The organism is Pedobacter aquatilis, from assembly GCF_032678425.1.
In the GTDB taxonomy this organism is placed as follows: domain Bacteria; phylum Bacteroidota; class Bacteroidia; order Sphingobacteriales; family Sphingobacteriaceae; genus Pedobacter; species Pedobacter aquatilis_B.
Map to the genome: position 1 here is coordinate 210,715 of NZ_JAVTSG010000001.1, position 16,063 is coordinate 226,777.

Genomic DNA, 16,063 nt, shown 5'->3' on the forward strand with positions numbered 1-16,063 from the left:
ACAAAAAAAGGCTTAAATCTCTTTAAGCCTTTTTTTGTTTGGATTCTGAAGTAAATTATTACTTAATCCCTCGTAATAACCTATTCCAACGGATTTTACTGAAGAAGCTTCCTTCACTATCCCAACTCATCCAGATAAATAATGCCTTACCCACAACGTGGTCTTCCGGCACAAAACCCCAATAACGAGAATCGGCAGAATTGTGTCGGTTATCACCCATCATCCAATAGTAATTCATTTTAAAAGTGTAAGTAGTTGCAGGTTTATCATTAATGTACCAAACACCAGCTTTTTCTTCCACTTTATTACCTTCGTAAGTTCTGATGGCTCTATAGTATAATGGCATTGTATTGCTATCGATATTTACCGTCCAGCCTTTTGCAGGAATTTTTATTGGCCCAAAATTATCACGGTTCCAAACACGTTTCGGATCATGTGGAAATGTACCTCCAGGTTCAATATCTGTTGAGGTAGCGGCAAACATATTTACCGATTTCACGAAATCAAATGCTTTAATTTTTTCTGCCAATTCTGGAGATAAGTCGCCAACATAAGTATTATCACCTATCAGTTGCATATCACCAAGTTTCACCTTTAAATCGTCAAAAACGCCGTAATTAAAATCCATCGTTTTAAATTCGATTTTATAAGGCATCATTCCAGTATTTATCAGAGATTCATCTTTATCGTTAATGTTAGCTATACCATTTTTCATGCTGATAACATCGCCAGCAATACCGATACAACGTTTAATAAAATTTTCACGTTTATCAACCGGGCGGCTCACAATTGTATACTGACTATGAATGGTTTCTCGACCGCTTTGTCTAACCAAATCGTAATAACTTGGCACCTGATTTTCTAACGCAACTGTATCACCTTCAGGGAAGTTGAAAACCACAACATCGTTTCGTTTGATATCACTCAAACCCGGCAAACGGTGGTATTTCCATTGAACACCATCCCAATAAGCTTTGGTTCCGGTAATCGGCATGGTATGATGTGCAAAAGGAAAAGCAACTGGTGTCATCGGTACGCGAGCACCATAGTTAACCTTACTTACAAAAAGAAAATCTCCGATTAATAACGAACGCTCCATCGAACCCGATGGAATCGTGTAAGCCTCAATAAAGAAAACCCTGATTATCGTAGCCGCAACAACAGCGAAAACAATAGCATCTACCCACTCGCGGGTTTTAGTCTTTTTCTTTTTATTGGCATCTTTCTTTTTCTGCCAGAATTTATAATTCATATATCTTGTTTAGTTGTTAACGATTAATAAAATCGGCTAACCATTATCTGCTTTATTAACATCAGCTTACTCAAAAATGTCAGTAATACTGAAGAATCCTTTTTTATCTTTTAACCATTCCGCGGCAACAACTGCCCCTAATGCAAAACCTGCTCTACTGTGCGCAGTATGCTTAATCTCAATATCATCAACCTCACTGCTGTAAATTACAGTATGTGTACCCGGTATATTTTCAATTCTATGCGATTCAATCAGTAGTTGTTCTCCTTTAGGGAAAACCTCTACATTGGTTCCAACCACCTCATTTAACCATTCAGATTTTCGCTCCAGATTATCAACAATACCTTCGGCTAAAGTTATGGCTGTTCCACTTGGTGCATCCAGTTTTTGAGTATGGTGAATTTCTTCAACCTGAACCTCATAAGCCGGATAATTATTCATCAGCTTAGCCAAAGTTTGGTTTAGTTTAAAGAATAAGTTAACGCCAATACTGAAATTAGACCCATAAAGTAAAGTATTGTTACTGCTGTTGCATTCATTTTTAACTTCCTGCAGTTTGCCATACCAACCTGTAGTACCCACAACCACCGGAACATTTGCATCGAAACAAACATCAATATTCTGTAAAACTGAATCAGGCGTACTGAAATCGATGGCAATGTCAGCCGATTTTAAGTTTTGACGGGTTAATTCTTCTTGATTGTCTACTGAAATTTTTAGAACGATTTCATGGCCACGTTCAACAGCAAATCTTTCGATAATCTGCCCCATTTTGCCATATCCTAAAAGCGCAATTTTCATTGGTTATATAATTTGTTTAGGTGATTTTATTTGTTAGAATTTTAACGAAAGTTTTAATCCTGGTGTGTTGGCAAATCCATACATGGTGTTTGGATTATTAATTAGCGCAGGACTTACATTAAACGAAAGCTTATCATCAACATCGAAAAAATTTAAACGAGCCGCAACATAAGCATCTATAATTTGAGCGGCATAAACTGCAAAGTAAGAAAAAATTACAATCTGGCTATTCCTTTTGTATATAGCTTGTGCATTCAAAACATCATCATTACGATATCTTGTTAAATCCGGGTTTTGCTGCATCCCCGGATTAGCGGCTCTATATTGAGCCTCAGTTAAGAAGATTTTATAATTTTTACGGCTTTCGATATAAGATAAAGTTAGAGCACCAAAACCCCCATAAATTAAACCTACTTTACCTAATGTATAGGTTTTTTGCCAAAAATGACCAGTTCGTTCACCTTTAGCATTTAACTTATCATGCAAAAGCTGGTTATTATACAACTGTCCCCAACCAGGAATAAGCATCGACCTGAAGACGGCTTTTCTTCCTGCTACTTTCCCCGGATTTACATATTTAACAGTGTCTACCTTTTTACGAGCAGTATCCATCGGTACAGCCTTAATAGGCCTTGCCTTAACAGTATCCGTTGATTTTAATAAAGTATCCTGTACCTGAGCCGAAGCCAGATTTGCGATGAAAACAAATACCAGAGATAGCGTTATTAAAATCCTGTTATTAAGCATTACCAATCTAATAACTCTAAAATTCTGTTCAGGTCTTCATCACTTACAAAAGGAATTTCTATAGCACCTTTTCCATTTTGCGCAACTTTTAACTTTACACGAGTGGCAAATTTAGAGGCTAAATCATCTTGTAACTTTTGATATTGAAAAGAAACGCCTTTTTCTTTCGGTTTTTCAGCTGCTTTTAGTGGCGCATGTTGAAGGTTGCGTACCAATTCCTCTACTTTACGAACAGATAAGCCCTTGTCTAAAATCTCCTGATAGATGAATAATTGTTTATCCACGCCGTCAACATTTATCAAAGCTCTTGCATGGCCCATGCTAATGCGCTGATCACGAATGGAAGCTTGAATTGCAGGCGGCAATTTTAGTAGACGCAAATAGTTGGTAACAGTTGTACGGTTTTTACCAACACGCTCACCCAATTGTTCTTGCTTTAAGCCAACCTCATCAATCATTCTTTGAAAACTCAAAGCAACCTCAATGGCATTTAAATTTTCCCGCTGGATATTTTCGATAAGTGCCATTTCCAACATTTGTTGGTCGTTTGCGCTACGAATATAAGCCGGAACCTGAGTTAAGCCTGCTAGTTTAGAAGCTCTAAATCTGCGTTCACCAGAAATTAACTGGTACTTATTTGCAGCAAGTTTTCTAACCGTAATGGGTTGTATTAAACCTTGTACCTTAATCGAATCGGCAAGCTCGTTTAAAGCAACCTGATCAAATTCTGTACGTGGCTGATAAGGATTGGTTTCAACTTCACTTAAATTTACATGACTGATGTTGCCAATCTGCTCCGTTTCGCTAACTGCATTTACTTGCTGTTTTGGCGGATGTGTAGATTCGCTATCATCTAAAAGCGCACTTAATCCTCTGCCTAAACCTGTTTTTCGCTGAAAAGATGTCATCTATTTTTTATAAAGTTGCCGTTCCTATATTTTCTTCTTCCCTTAATAAGCCGTTTTTCTTTACGATTTCGCGGGCAAGGTTAAGGTAGTTAATTGCGCCCTTGCAGTTTGCATCGTGCATAATAACCGATACGCCATAGCTTGGAGCTTCACTTAAACGGGTGTTACGTTGAATAATGGTTTCAAAAACCAATTCGTTGAAATGGGTTTTCACTTCCTCAACAACCTGGTTAGATAAACGTAAACGTACATCATACATGGTTAGCAAAATCCCTTCAATCTCCAATTCAGGATTTAGGCGATTTTGGACAATTTTGATGGTATTTAACAATTTACCCAAACCCTCCAATGCAAAATACTCGCACTGAACCGGAATAATTACCGAATCTGCAGCCGTTAAAGCATTGATGGTAATTAAACCTAAAGAAGGAGAACAATCTATAATAATGAAATCGTATTGATCTTTTATTTTCTCCAAAACCGCTTTCATTTTATACTCGCGATTGTTCAGGTTAATCATTTCGATTTCTGCACCAACCAAATCAATGTGGGCAGGTAACAAATCTAAATTAGGTGTATCCGTTTTCTGAATCGCCTGTAATGGGTCGATATCGTTAATGATACATTCATAAATGCTATCTTTTATATTCCGGGGGTCAAAACCGATACCTGAAGTTGAATTTGCCTGAGGATCAGCATCAACCAACAAGGTTTTATATTCTAAAACGGCTAAACTCGCCGCAAGGTTAATAGATGAAGTTGTTTTACCAACACCACCTTTCTGATTTGCCAATGCAATTATTTTGCTCATCTATATATCCGAAATTTACTTTACGTTTACGTTGGGTGACTTTAATTCTTGCCTTTTAATCGGCAAAAAGTTCTATTTTTGCGTTGTTTACGCCCTTTTTCTCAATCAGCTAAGATACAAACTATATGGTAATTTTAGCAATTACAACATTTGGGTTTTAAACATCTTATTAACAATTTACGCCATGATAACAATAATAGCGGCAACCAACAGACCTAATAGCAATACGCTTAAAGTTGCCAAATATTACCAATCAGAACTTTTAGCTAAAGGCTTAAACGCTAATATATTCAGTTTGGAGCATTTACCTGCCGATGTTTTAAATACCGATATGTATGGCAAAAGGTCAGTTGAGTTTCAGCAAATACAGGATTTAATCTCCAATACCGAAAAATTCATTTTCATAATGCCTGAATATAATGGTAGCTATCCTGGCGTTTTAAAGGTATTAATAGATGCTAGCAATTTCCCGGACAGTTTTTACGATAAAAAAGGAGCATTGGTTGGCATTTCTTCTGGCAAATACGGTAACATTCGCGGTGTAGAGCATTTTACTGGCGTTTGCCACTACATCCATTTGAATGTATTACCACTTCGTTTGCATATTCCAAATATCAAAACTGAACTTGATGTGAATGGAAATCTGATTAAAGAAGATACAGTTAAGTTCATCAATGAGCAGATAGATAAGTTTATTAGGTTTTAATCCCCCCTAATCACTCAAAACTCAATCATTCTTTCATTCAATCATTCCATCATCCAAAATTAAATCATTCATTAATTCTATAATTGATATGAAAAGCAAAACCTGCATTTCATATTAATGTTAGTCCCGTTTTTCGCTTGTACGCTTCGCTGCGTCGTACCTCCTTGCTGCAGGGTACCGCTTCAACCGGGTTTAAAAACGCTGTTTTCTGCAGTAAAACAAGAAATCTAGCGCAGTGCACTCTCGGGTAAATTTTTCAATCTCTATCTTGTCCAAAGATTTTAAGGTGTTTACATAAAGTATTTCGCTAATTTAATGAGTTGAATTGAAAAACTGCATTCCATAAAATAAACCCAGTAGAAGCGAGCACGAATCCCGTATTTACGGGAGAGTAAAGCGAATAACGGGGCTTTCGGAACCGATTAGCACCGAAACTTGCTTTTCAAATAAAAAATCATTCTTGTCTGAACGAACGCCATCAGAAAAAAGAAATTCTTTAAAAATATCAAACAAATCCTTCGACAAGCTCAGGAAGACAAGGCTCAAGTATGGTCGGCTATTCTAACGCATAAACTGCGAAAGATGCTAACCAATGGTCGCCGCCATAATTACCTGCAAAAACTAACGGTAAAGCATTAGCCAAAAACTTATTCGCCGTTTGCTCAAAGCGAAGTTTTAACTTGTGTCCTTTTGGTAATTCTTTGGCGATACCTTTCATACACCAAGCCCGCGTAAAAGATAAACCAACCAGGTGTACACCTTGATAATCATTTATATCACTGATTACAGGCAAATCGCTAATTCGTTGAATACTTCTTTCCTCGTAAAATTTATTTAACCAGCTTACAAATTGAGCATTAGGCAACACTCGACGCATTAAATCGGCAATTTCTAAACTTGGAGAAAAGAAATCAGAACCATCAGGCTCCAAATACGCTGGCGTAGTGGTATTGTTTAAATAGAAAGATTTGGCCTTTTCGTCAATCTGCTTTTCAAAGGCAACATCCTTAAATGTTTTTGCCCAATCTAAAGCGAAAACCAAACCAAAGGCTGTATTAGGATGCACGCCAGTTCTATTTGGATAAGTTTGCTTTGGTAAGTAAGTTTTCCAAAGTGTTAAAATTTGTCTGGTTAAAGGTTGTAAAGCTGCGTACCATTTTTTCGCATCTGGATTATCCCAGGTGTATAATTCCTGATCTAATTTTAACAACCAAGCCCAACCATAAGTACGCTCATAAGTATTTGCAACCTGATATTTAGTAAAATATTCGGCTTCGGCTTTCATCTTTTCGGGCGTGAAGGTTTTATTCAAAAGCGCAGTAATCTGTGCCTTATTTTTTAAATCTGGAATGGTTTTTAGCAACCGAATCAACATCCAATGTCCATGAACGGAGCTATGCCAATCTAAGCAACCATAAAACGCCGGATGCAATTCGCTCGGTAACAATCTGCCATCGACAGCGGTATTTGCAACATGCGATGTTTTATTCGGGAACTCCTGAATAATACAACCTAGCGGCATTTTTGAAAGCTTTTCAGCAACATCTGCAGTTAAGGCCGGAACAGTTTGCGCTTTTACCGAAAAACATAAAGCAGTAAATAAAAATAGAATAAAGATTTTTTTCATACTTGGGTTAGTTTGGGAAGCATACATTAAAATTCAATCATTCAAAACTCACTCAATCAATTATTCAAAATTCGTTAAGCCCCAAATCTAATCCATTTATCGCCTTCATGACCAAAAATAAATGAGCCCGGATGTATCATTTCTGCCAAATCTTCAATTAATGAAACTGCATTTTCAGCGGTTCTCAATCTGTTAACATCATCGTTTAACAATATAATTCGGTTATTTTTTACCGCTTGCCAATCCGCATTTAAAACAGATGGTACTTCACGCATTAAATCGGTTAAAGTTTTGCCTGGTTGGTAATAAATAATAAATGCAGCACTGAAAATATCGGTTTCAAACATACCGCCAGCTTGTGCAATTTCCTCTGCCAAAAAATAACCTGGCGTGTTGCTCACATCCAGACAAGCAACTGGCATTTTATCCATAAACTTAATTTTGTGCTCTACAATATCTAAACGTTCTTGTAAATCCTCTTGTTGGGTCGTTTCCAGACCAATAAATAAATCGTTTAAAAAAGACATCTGCATTAAATTTATTAATTTGTGCAAAAATAGCAATCCTTAATTTATGCAGGCCTCATTCAAGTATATATTTTGTTTTTTTTGGGTTGTCACTTTGTTTTCTTGTAAGGAAAAGTTAAATAGCAGCAATAAAAAAGTATTCAATATTAATTTAGATCAGGGTTTAACTTCTCTCGATCCTGCCTTTGCCCGCAATCAAAATGCAATTTGGATGACCAACCAGGTTTTTAACGGTTTGGTGCAAATCGATTCTGCCCTACAAACCATTCCTTGCATCGCAAAAAGCTGGCAAATATCTGATGATGCGCTAACTTATACTTTTAACCTGCGTAACGATGTATATTTCCATGATGATGCCGTTTTTAAAAATGGTAAGGGCAGAAAGGTTGTAGCAAGAGATTTTGCATATAGTTTTTACCGCTTAATCGACCCAAAAGTAGCTTCATCGGGCGGGTGGATTTTTAGCGACAAGGTTAAAGACCAAAATAATTTCATCGCTGTAAACGATTCTACATTCCAGATTAAGTTAGTCCGTCCGTTCCCCCCATTTATGAGTTTGCTTACTTCGCAATATTGCTCGGTTGTACCCAAAGAGGTTGTTGAACACTATGGCAAAGATTTTCGAAGTCATCCGGTAGGAACTGGTCCTTTTAAATTTAAATACTGGAAAGAGGGTGAAATTTTAGTGCTTTTAAAAAACGAACATTATTGGGAAAAAAATTCAAAGGGAATTCCTCTACCCTATTTGGATGCGCTTAAAGCTTCGTTTATCAGTGACAAACAGAGCGGTTTTATGAGCTTTTTGAAGAAGGATTTGGATTTTTATTACAGTGTAGATGGAAGTTATCGGGACGATATTTTAACCAAGAGCGGTAAAATGACTTCAACTTACAAAGGTAAATTTCAACTTACTAAAAGCCCATATTTATGTACTGAATATGTTGGAATATTGGTTGACAGCAGCTTATCTATTGTGAAAAACTCACCATTAAAATTAAAAAAAGTTCGCCAGGCGATAAATTATTCCATTGATAGAGAAAAACTTATTAAATATTTGAGAAATGGAATTGGCATTCCGGCAGCATCTGGTTTTATACCTAAAGGGATGCCAGGATTTGATAGTACAGCTGTTCATGGCTATCATTATAACCCAAAATTAGCAGCGAAATTATTGGTGGAAGCGGGTTATCCAGAAGGAAAAGGTTTAGGTGAAATTACACTGAACACCACAACAACTTACAAAGATTTAATTGAATTTATTCAGAGCGAACTTTCTGCCATTGGCATAAAAACAAAGATTGATGTAAGTCCGAGTACGAGTTTAAGGGATTTGATTTCTAAAAATCATGTTAACTTTTTCCGTGGAAGCTGGATTGCAGATTATGCCGATGGTGAAAATTATCTTTCGATGTTTTATTCGAAAAACAAAGTTCCCTTCGGACCAAATTATACGGCTTTTTACAACAAAGAATTCGACAAATTATTTGAACAAAGTTATTACGAACCTGATAACAATAAGCGTTTTGAATTGTACCGTAAAATGGATCAAATGGTTATGGATTATTCTCCTGTTGTTCCAGTTTTTTACGACCAATCGGTTGTAATGCTGCAAAATAACATAAGTGGATACCAGCTGAATCCACTTAGTTTAATGATATTGAAAAACGTGAAGAAAGATTAATTTACTTTTTATCCATCAGTTTCCTTTTCAAAAAATCGGCAGTTGCCTCACTAACTTTTAATCCATTAGAAAATTTCATCCAATGGTGTGTATCATCAGGAATGGCAAGAAACTCAAATTCGAATTTCTTATCTTCAAATCGCTTAGCTAAATCGACACTTTGGTTAAAGGCAACATTTCTATCATCATCAGCATGAATAATTAATGTTGGCGAAGTCCAGGTTTTGATGTAACTAACCGGCGAGGATTCTGCTGCTTTTTGAGCGGCTAGTGTAGCGTCGGGCGCAGCTTCCTTTGCATCAGCATTATTACTACTAAATCGATTGTTAACCCCATGAATATCGACTCCCGCAGCAAAAAGTTTAGAATCTTTACCTAAACCCAAAGCAACTAAATAACCGCCATAAGAGCCGCCATAAATACCAATTTTACTTTTATCGATGTTTGGCTGCGCCGATAACCACTCGCCCGCAGCTTTTATGTCCAGGTACTCAGAGGCGCCCTGTGCACCTGCATTTATAGGTTTATGGAAATCATAGCCATAGCCCAAGCCTAAACGATAATTTACAGAAAGTACCGTGAAACCCAATTCAACTAAATATTGATTCAAGGCGTAATCAATAGAATAATAATCCATCGGATTCCAACCTAAAAACATTTGCCTTTGCGGGCCGCCATGTACGTAAACTATTGCAGGATGTTTTTTAGCATTATTTTTTGGCGAAAATAACTGCCCATAAACTGTTTTTCCATCAGCAGCTTTGAAATTTACGTGTTTTGGCATCACCATTTCTTTAATTGGAAAATCTTTTGGAATTAAATCTTCACCAACTAAACTAATTTGCTTGTCGTTTAATACAGCTGGTAACAGAGGTCTTTCTGCTGTAGAACTTAAACAAAAAACGGTATTTCCATCACCAGAAATTACCGGATAAGATTCTATGCCCAAACCAGAACTAAGCGGTTTCATATCTGCCCTATCAATTGAGACTTTGTAAATATGCCTGCGGTCTAAATCATCGGAATTGATTCCAGTATTTGATGCAAACACTAAAGTTTTTTTATCATTGCTTAGTTTTACATTTTCAACAACAAAATTACCTGGCGTGAGCAGAATTCTGCCTGAACCATCAGTATTCATTGAATATAAATGTGGCCAGCCGTCTTCATAAGATGCAGAAATAATTTTTCCAGCAGCCCAATATAAATTTGCCCCGCCATCAATTGAAGGATAAGAACCCCTAATCGTTTCTGGTGCTTTCCAAATTTGCTTACTAGTATTTGATTTTAAATCGGCAACCCAAATTGCCCAAGGTTGATGTTTTTTAGTTAAGATAGAATCAGTTGCGCCACCGCTACCTGGTGTACGAACAAAAACCAATTTAGTACCATCGGGCGACCAAACAGGACTAGCATCTTTTGAAAATGATGGTGTTACCCATTTTATTGGTGTTTTAGCATTTGTATAAATACCGATAAAAGAATGATCAACACGGTTTGAAACAAAAGCCAGCATCTTTCCATCAGGCGACCATTTATAACCGGATTGGATACCTTTCATATTAACGATAACCTTAGCAGGAGCAGAACCATCTAAAGACGCAATCAATAACTGCCCTGATTTGGAGTACACAATTTGATTTTCTGTTGGAGAAATCGATGGGTTATCACCTTCGCCAATTAAATTAATTTTTCCACCTGCAAATGGTACTGAATATACCTCAACTTTAGGCATCAAAGGCATACTTGAAGCATTTACTGGTCCACCATCTCTACCTCCATGGTCGCCACCACGAACAAAAACCACCCATTTTCCATCATTAGAAATTGCCAGGCTGGTTAGTTCTTGTCCATCATCTTCTTTAAATTCAGTGATTTTAACAGCCTTATAATTTGGTGCTTCAGCTACATAAATATTTCTTTTACCTTGTTCGTTTGCCGCCCATGCTATTTTAGAACCTGTTGGCGCTGCAATCAGCTGACTTGGAAAAGGATAGCTTAAAACCGATTGCATGCTATATTTCTGAGCATGAACCTGAATAGTAAAAAATATCGAAACCGTAAACAAAGCTATTTTTTTCATTATCTAATGATTTTCAAATAAATTAAAGAAAAAAGCCCTAACCGATATACGGAAAGGGCTTGAAATTATTTTTTTTTATAAAATTGTTACTGATCCCACCATAACTTAGTTGTTCTAGGAACTTCTGTTGGAACATTTGCACCATTTTTACTTTTCTCTCCCTGAGGATAATCGTTTCTACGGATATAATCTGGTAAGGTAACGTTTACTGGAAGCGTAAAATCTTTATACTTATAATCATACCTTCTGGCATCATTCCACGCTTCAGGATTCAAATAGGTTGAAACATATTTCTCTTTAAAGATTAAATCTTTCGTGAAAGCTGCAACACCAACCGCCACACGGGCATCGGCTAAATAAGTTGCCTTATCAGCCGCAGCAACCTGAAATTTATCCATGTTTGCAGCGATGGCAGCTAAATATGCATTATAAGATCTGGTTTTGTCAGTTGCAAAAGCAGCCTCAGCTTCAATAAATTTCATTTCGGCATAGGTTGCAATAAAGATTGGAGAAGTTGCACTTGTCCATGTTGAATTCACTGAAATATAGCATTCATCTTTAACTGTATTAGCACCTGGTAATCTGTTTCCTGCACCATTTACGGTTCCGATGTAAACATTATTGACAGTTCTATCCGTAATCTTTGCGATTCTTGGATCAAACAAACCATAAGTAGTTCCGTTTAAATGGTCTATCAATTGCTCAGATAACCAACCTCCAAGAGATTGTGAAGCATTGCTGATTGCCACACTTGCCCAAAAGTTTCTAACACTGAACGTAGCCATCTGTGCATCTTCTGCATTTGAAGCGAACGAACTACTAACTGCAGCTAAAACAGCTGTTGGATTATAAGTTGAAGTTTTACTTACTTTATTCAATAATCTGGCCTTTAAAGCATAAGCAAATTTTAACCAGTTAGCTCTTTCGTTTGCACCTGTAGTACCATAAATGAAGTCGCTTGTTGCCGCTAGCTTTACCGTAGCATTGGTTTTTGCCAATTCTACAATTGCACCATCTAATAAAGCCATAGTTTGAGTGTAAACTTCTTGTGCAGTATCGTATTTTGGTGTAAAGTTTGTAATGTCGAAAGCTTGAGAAAATGGTGCAGCTCCCCACATATCATTTACCATTATCAGATTGTAGGCGATTAGCACATTGGCTACACCTAAATACTCACTTGAACCTTGCGCAACTGCCATTTTTTTCATTTCCGTAGCATCAGCCATGGCAAAATAAAGCGCATCCCAGGTTCCACTGAAATCTATTGCCTGATAAGTATCGCCTGCTCCGGCAGCAGCAGGGTTCGCTGTGTATTGAACATATGGAGCAATTGCACTGGCAACATTATAATTATTAACGCCAGCTTTAGCTGTTGATGTTGCAAGTAGCGAGGCTAAAGTTGGGGATGTTACCTGATTTGGATTTTTAGCAACATCATCAAAATAGCTGTCTTTACAGCCTTGAAAGGTAACACTAACCGCCAAAGCTGATAACACTGTATATTTTAAAATCTTTTTCATCGTTATCAAATTAAAAACCAACGTTTAGAGAAAACATAATTGTGCGTGCCGTTGGATAAGTAAATCCGGCAGAACCATCATTGTTACTGGCTGCATCATACGAGCTTGATTCTGGATCAACCCCGTAATATTTAGTCCATAACCACAAGTTATTACCTGTTACACCAACAGAAGCAGTTCTTATTGCTTTTTTAGGCAACCATTTTGTTGGTAAGGCATAATTTAAACTTGCAGAACGAAGACGAACCCAAGATGCGTCAGTAACGAATGGTTCAGAAACGTTTCTGTAAAATCTGCGGTAATAACCTTCTCCGTAATCCACACCATCAGGACCAAAACGCTGCCCCATGTAAACGGGCTTAGTATTTGGTTGTCCGTTTGCTAGAACACCTTCAAAAACTCTTGTAGTTCTTCTATCTGCAGTGTAATCTGGCAAACCGAAAGCTGAATAAAAATCTTCTAACCAGTTGTATTTCTCAAAACCTAAACGAGCATCAAACAATACATTTAGGCTAAATCTTTTATAGCTGAAATTATTGTTCATACCGATAACATAATCTGGTTGCGAATTTCCAAGAATTCTTTGCGTACCGCCAGAGATGATTGGGAAACCATCCGCACCTATAAGTAGTGGTAAGTTTTTATCTAAGAAATTACCATCCTGAGGTTGACCGCCAGAATATCTGTTAAAATAAGAACCATAGATATTACCAAAAGATTCACCTTGTACCAATTTCATCGTTACGCCTGCATTACCATAACCTCTCGCAGCACCATAAATAATATCAGTTGGCAAATAAAGAATTTTATTTCTGTTAGCAGATAAGTTTAAATTAACACCCCATTTAAAATCTTGTCCATCTATTGGTTTACCATTAATTACTAACTCAACACCACGGTTACGAATATTACCGGCATTGATTGATGTGGTAACATAACCAGTTGCTGATGTAATCTGCGCCCTGACAATTTGATCCTTACTTAATGAATAATAGTAACTAACATCAAAACCTAAACGACCTTTAAAGAAAGACATTTCTAAACCTGTCTCATAGGTATTTGTAAACTCCGGACGAAGATTTGGATTACCAAGATTTGAAGCCAAGGTTAAACCTGTTGAACCTGTTGGCAAACCTGTATAGGTACCAAAACCTGATGAAGCACCTGCATAGATAGGTGCATCCTTACCAAGTTTAGCATAAGATAATCTTAATTTTGCTTGACTGATAGAAGCCGGTAGTTTGAAATGGTCTGAGAAAACATAACTTAAACTCGCTGAAGGATAGAAGAATGACCTGTTTTCTTTAGATAAAGTTGAAGTAATATCATTTCTACCGGTTACGGTTAAGAATAAGAAATTTTTATAGTCGAAAGTAGCTTCACCAAAGAAACCAATCAATCTTTTTTGCTCAAAACTTTGAGACACACCAATGATTTTCGCATTTGCAAGGTTATAAAAATTATAAATACTTAGCTGACTTCCTAAACTACCAATGTTCTTAATTTTAGAATCGTACATCTCCTGTCCTAATCTCAAGGTAGCGTTTAAATCACTTGCTAATTTTGTGGTTAAGGTTGCAATAAAAGTCCCGTTTAAGGTTCTGGATTTGGCATTGTATTCGCCATAAAAACCTTGATCGTTATCATACACTTGCTCTCCAGCTATACCCATCGGACCAGGTGCGGTTCTAACACGATTATCATTATAAGTATCTAAACCAAAACGATAAGAGAAATTTAACCATTTAACTGGCTCATAACTAAGTGAAGCCCCGCCGATAAAACGATTCACATCACCCTTAAATTGGTTAGTTGCCGTACCCCAAATAGGGTTATTGGTTCCAATATACTTTTGTGTGCCGTTTTCATTAATATAATCAGCAACGTCATATCGTGGCGACCAATAAGCCAAACCTTCGCCAAATCTATCAGCACTGTAAGTGTAACCGCCCGCATTGCTAAAGTTCATGTTTACGGCAGCTTTAAACTTAGGACTGATTGTGATATCTGTGTTTAATCTTCCTGATAAGTTTTTATAATCAGTATTAGGCATCATACCTTTTTGGTATAATTGAGACACAGAAGAGAAAAACCTAATGGCTTCAGTTCCGCCAGCAACTGATACAGAATTCTTAACTTGTTGACCTGTTCCAAAAGCCCGGTCATAATTATCATACAATTGATCTGGATGCGTTGGATCGATAGCCTTTGCTTCAGCAATAGTTGGTCCCCAAGCCGGCCCGATGCCACTTGGTGGGTTTGCATAAACCCCTAAAACACCTTGTGTGTATTCTGTTTGTACAGCTGGTTTTTTTAATACTTGATCAAAACCATAGTTACTGCTAAAATTAATACTTATCCCTCCTGCTTTACCTTTTTTAGTTGTAATTACAACTACACCATTCGCACCTCTTAAACCGTATAAGGCTGTAGCTGCACCACCTTTTAAGATGTTGATGGTTTCGATGTCATCAGGATTAATATCTGATGCTCTGTTACTAACACCTCTTGCACCAAAAGCCGAACCAGCAGGATTCGCCCCTAGAGTTGACGTAGTATTATCAATTTGTACTCCATCAATTACATATAATGGATCACTAGGCGTATTCGGGTCGATAGAGTTAACGCCTCTAATTCTGATATTTGCACCCTGACCAGGCCCACCACCCATACTTGAAATTGTAGCACCTGCAATCTTTCCTTGTAAGGCATTAATTAAGTTAGGCTGACGGTTAAAGTTTAAATCTTCGCTATTAACTTGTTGAGCGGCATAACCTAAAGACTTTGCTTGCCTGGTAATACCTAAACCTGTAGAAACTGTAACTTCCTGAAGTTCTTGCGCATCAGCAACGAGTGAAATATTAACTGTGGTTCTAGTGCCAACGGTAATTTCCTGAGTAGTATAACCAATCGCGTTAATTACAATAACTGCATTTGTTTGTGGCACTTGTAAAGTAAAGCTACCATTACCATCTGTTGATGTACCGGTAGATGTTCCTTTTACTTTCACACTTGCACCGGGTAAGCCTTGACCATCATCTGAAGAAGTTACTTTTCCGGTAATGGTTTTTACCTGAGCCATTGCAAAAAAGCTCGAAAAAAGTACACACAGAAAGAATAGTGAGGTAAAGATTTTTCTCATATCTCTGTTGTTTAGGTTAATGTTGTTTAGTTATCTGCAATATATGTTTTTTAAAAGTAATTTCATATACCAAAACCACAGTAATGCTGTAAATTCTTGCAGAAAAATCAACAGAAATACTGTAGAAACCGCAACATCATGCAAATTAGAAATAAAAATAACGCAGAAAGCTTTAGAAAACCTAACATCAATACAATTTAAGTCTTCACGTTAGTGTATTTTACACACTTACCTGAAATACCTCACAAAAAAAGCCTT

12 protein-coding genes are annotated in these 16,063 nt (G+C 37.1%); 2 read left to right on the top strand and 10 right to left on the bottom strand.

All coding sequences use genetic code 11. The features are described from left to right. Nucleotides 1-58: 58 nt before the first annotated feature. From lepB to R2Q16_RS00840, 5 genes are all read right to left on the bottom strand, one after another. On the bottom strand, nucleotides 59-1,252 hold the full coding sequence (gene lepB, locus R2Q16_RS00820) for a signal peptidase I (RefSeq protein ID WP_316734574.1): 1,194 nt from the start codon (nucleotides 1,250-1,252) through the stop codon (nucleotides 59-61). Nucleotides 1,253-1,318: 66 nt separating this feature from the next. After that, nucleotides 1,319-2,053, bottom strand: a complete 735-nt coding sequence (gene dapB, locus R2Q16_RS00825; protein WP_316734575.1) for a 4-hydroxy-tetrahydrodipicolinate reductase — start codon at nucleotides 2,051-2,053, stop codon at nucleotides 1,319-1,321. A 33-nt stretch (nucleotides 2,054-2,086) separates the two neighbouring features. Continuing rightward, nucleotides 2,087-2,800 (bottom strand): DUF5683 domain-containing protein, encoded by a 714-nt coding sequence (locus R2Q16_RS00830; protein ID WP_316734577.1) that lies wholly within the window; start codon nucleotides 2,798-2,800, stop codon nucleotides 2,087-2,089. Further along, nucleotides 2,800-3,708, bottom strand: coding sequence for a ParB/RepB/Spo0J family partition protein (locus R2Q16_RS00835; protein WP_316734578.1), 909 nt, complete (start codon nucleotides 3,706-3,708; stop codon nucleotides 2,800-2,802). Before R2Q16_RS00835 ends, R2Q16_RS00830 begins: the two co-directional genes overlap by 1 nt. A gap of 7 nt (nucleotides 3,709-3,715) precedes the next feature. Next, nucleotides 3,716-4,519, bottom strand: coding sequence for an AAA family ATPase (locus R2Q16_RS00840; protein WP_316734579.1), 804 nt, complete (start codon nucleotides 4,517-4,519; stop codon nucleotides 3,716-3,718). A 184-nt stretch (nucleotides 4,520-4,703) separates the two neighbouring features. Between R2Q16_RS00840 and R2Q16_RS00845 the strand changes: the two genes are divergently transcribed. Beyond that, a complete protein-coding gene (locus R2Q16_RS00845) occupies nucleotides 4,704-5,225 on the top strand; it encodes an NAD(P)H-dependent oxidoreductase (protein ID WP_316734580.1) in 522 nt (173 codons plus the stop codon). 556 nt (nucleotides 5,226-5,781) lie between these two features. Here the strand turns inward: R2Q16_RS00845 and R2Q16_RS00850 are convergent. Next, entirely contained in the window at nucleotides 5,782-6,852 is a 1,071-nt protein-coding gene (locus R2Q16_RS00850; protein ID WP_316734581.1) for a DUF2891 domain-containing protein, read from the bottom strand. 74 nt (nucleotides 6,853-6,926) lie between these two features. Further along, a complete protein-coding gene (locus R2Q16_RS00855; RefSeq protein ID WP_316734582.1) occupies nucleotides 6,927-7,379 on the bottom strand; it encodes a hypothetical protein in 453 nt (150 codons plus the stop codon). A 211-nt stretch (nucleotides 7,380-7,590) separates the two neighbouring features. On the opposite strand from R2Q16_RS00855, the gene R2Q16_RS00860 reads away from it, so the two are divergent. After that, entirely contained in the window at nucleotides 7,591-9,060 is a 1,470-nt protein-coding gene (locus R2Q16_RS00860) for an ABC transporter substrate-binding protein (RefSeq protein ID WP_316734584.1), read from the top strand. Between the two features lies 1 nt (nucleotide 9,061). Here R2Q16_RS00860 and R2Q16_RS00865 read toward each other — a convergent pair whose 3' ends face one another. The 3 genes from R2Q16_RS00865 to R2Q16_RS00875 form a co-directional block, all read right to left on the bottom strand. Then, entirely contained in the window at nucleotides 9,062-11,143 is a 2,082-nt protein-coding gene (locus R2Q16_RS00865; protein WP_316734585.1) for a S9 family peptidase, read from the bottom strand. An 86-nt stretch (nucleotides 11,144-11,229) separates the two neighbouring features. Further along, nucleotides 11,230-12,663 (bottom strand): SusD/RagB family nutrient-binding outer membrane lipoprotein, encoded by a 1,434-nt coding sequence (locus R2Q16_RS00870; protein WP_316734586.1) that lies wholly within the window; start codon nucleotides 12,661-12,663, stop codon nucleotides 11,230-11,232. A gap of 10 nt (nucleotides 12,664-12,673) precedes the next feature. Then, entirely contained in the window at nucleotides 12,674-15,805 is a 3,132-nt protein-coding gene (locus tag R2Q16_RS00875; RefSeq protein ID WP_316734588.1) for a SusC/RagA family TonB-linked outer membrane protein, read from the bottom strand. Nucleotides 15,806-16,063 lie beyond the last annotated feature (258 nt).

What these genes read in the sequence shown, in the direction of transcription:
- R2Q16_RS00835 (WP_316734578.1), bottom strand. Translation starts at nt 3,708, where the DNA reads ATGACATCTTTTCAGCGAAAAACAGGTTTAGGCAGAGGATTAAGTGCG.
- R2Q16_RS00870 (WP_316734586.1), bottom strand. Translation starts at nt 12,663, where the DNA reads ATGAAAAAGATTTTAAAATATACAGTGTTATCAGCTTTGGCGGTTAGT.
- R2Q16_RS00860 (WP_316734584.1), top strand. Translation starts at nt 7,591, where the DNA reads ATGACCAACCAGGTTTTTAACGGTTTGGTGCAAATCGATTCTGCCCTA.
- R2Q16_RS00830 (WP_316734577.1), bottom strand. Translation starts at nt 2,800, where the DNA reads ATGCTTAATAACAGGATTTTAATAACGCTATCTCTGGTATTTGTTTTC.
- dapB (WP_316734575.1), bottom strand. Translation starts at nt 2,053, where the DNA reads ATGAAAATTGCGCTTTTAGGATATGGCAAAATGGGGCAGATTATCGAA.
- R2Q16_RS00855 (WP_316734582.1), bottom strand. Translation starts at nt 7,379, where the DNA reads ATGTCTTTTTTAAACGATTTATTTATTGGTCTGGAAACGACCCAACAA.
- lepB (WP_316734574.1), bottom strand. Translation starts at nt 1,252, where the DNA reads ATGAATTATAAATTCTGGCAGAAAAAGAAAGATGCCAATAAAAAGAAA.
- R2Q16_RS00875 (WP_316734588.1), bottom strand. Translation starts at nt 15,805, where the DNA reads ATGAGAAAAATCTTTACCTCACTATTCTTTCTGTGTGTACTTTTTTCG.
- R2Q16_RS00840 (WP_316734579.1), bottom strand. Translation starts at nt 4,519, where the DNA reads ATGAGCAAAATAATTGCATTGGCAAATCAGAAAGGTGGTGTTGGTAAA.
- R2Q16_RS00850 (WP_316734581.1), bottom strand. Translation starts at nt 6,852, where the DNA reads ATGAAAAAAATCTTTATTCTATTTTTATTTACTGCTTTATGTTTTTCG.
- R2Q16_RS00865 (WP_316734585.1), bottom strand. Translation starts at nt 11,143, where the DNA reads ATGAAAAAAATAGCTTTGTTTACGGTTTCGATATTTTTTACTATTCAG.
- R2Q16_RS00845 (WP_316734580.1), top strand. Translation starts at nt 4,704, where the DNA reads ATGATAACAATAATAGCGGCAACCAACAGACCTAATAGCAATACGCTT.